This window comes from Moraxella sp. (assembly GCF_024227015.1).
Lineage (GTDB): Bacteria > Pseudomonadota > Gammaproteobacteria > Pseudomonadales > Moraxellaceae > Moraxella.
The window spans coordinates 1-744 of record NZ_JAAELD010000131.1 but is presented as its reverse complement, the minus strand read 5'-3'; the positions used below and the strand labels follow the sequence as shown (position 1 = coordinate 744).

Annotated in this window: 1 protein-coding gene; it reads right to left on the bottom strand. The window is 47.7% G+C overall.

Annotation, left to right across the window (positions count from 1 at the left end):
- Positions 1-744 (bottom strand): 3-isopropylmalate dehydrogenase (gene leuB / locus GY683_RS02815; protein WP_297287302.1); only part of this gene is annotated, 744 nt, incomplete at both ends.

The following is a 744-nucleotide window of genomic DNA, read 5'->3' as shown; positions in this document are numbered from 1 at the left end:
GTCTTCATAAATATCCGCCGTGCGATAGCCTTGTTCTAGCACTTTTTGCACCGCTTGTTCTATTCTCACCGCACGATGTTCATCGTTTAGACTATAACGCACGAGCATCGCAAGCGACAAAATGGTCGCTAGTGGATTTGCCTTATCCTGCCCTGCAATGTCAGGGGCAGAACCATGAGACGGCTCATACAGCCCTTTGCCTGTCTCGTTTAGGCTCGCTGATGGTAGCATACCGATAGAGCCTGTGAGCATGGACGCTTGGTCGGACAAAATATCGCCAAAAATATTGCCTGTCGCAATCACATCAAACTGCTTGGGGGCTTTGACCAGTTGCATGGCACAGTTATCCACATACATATGCGACAGTTCAACGTCAGGATACTCTTTGGCAACGTCCGTGAAAATCTCTTTCCACAGCTCGGTCGTCTCTAACACATTCGCCTTATCCACACTACACAGCTTTTTGCCACGTTTTTGGGCGGATTGGAACGACACATGAGCGATACGGCGAATCTCGCTTTCGCTATAACGCATGGTGTTAAAGCCCTCACGCTCGCCCTTATCGTTGGTGTGAATGCCCCGTGGCTCGCCAAAATAAATGTCGCCCGTCAGCTCACGCACAATCAAAATATCCAATCCCGATACGACTTCTGGTTTTAAAGTGGACGCATTGGCTAATTCTTTATACAAAATGGCAGGTCGCAGGTTGGCAAATAAATTTAAATCTTTACGAATTGCCAAAAG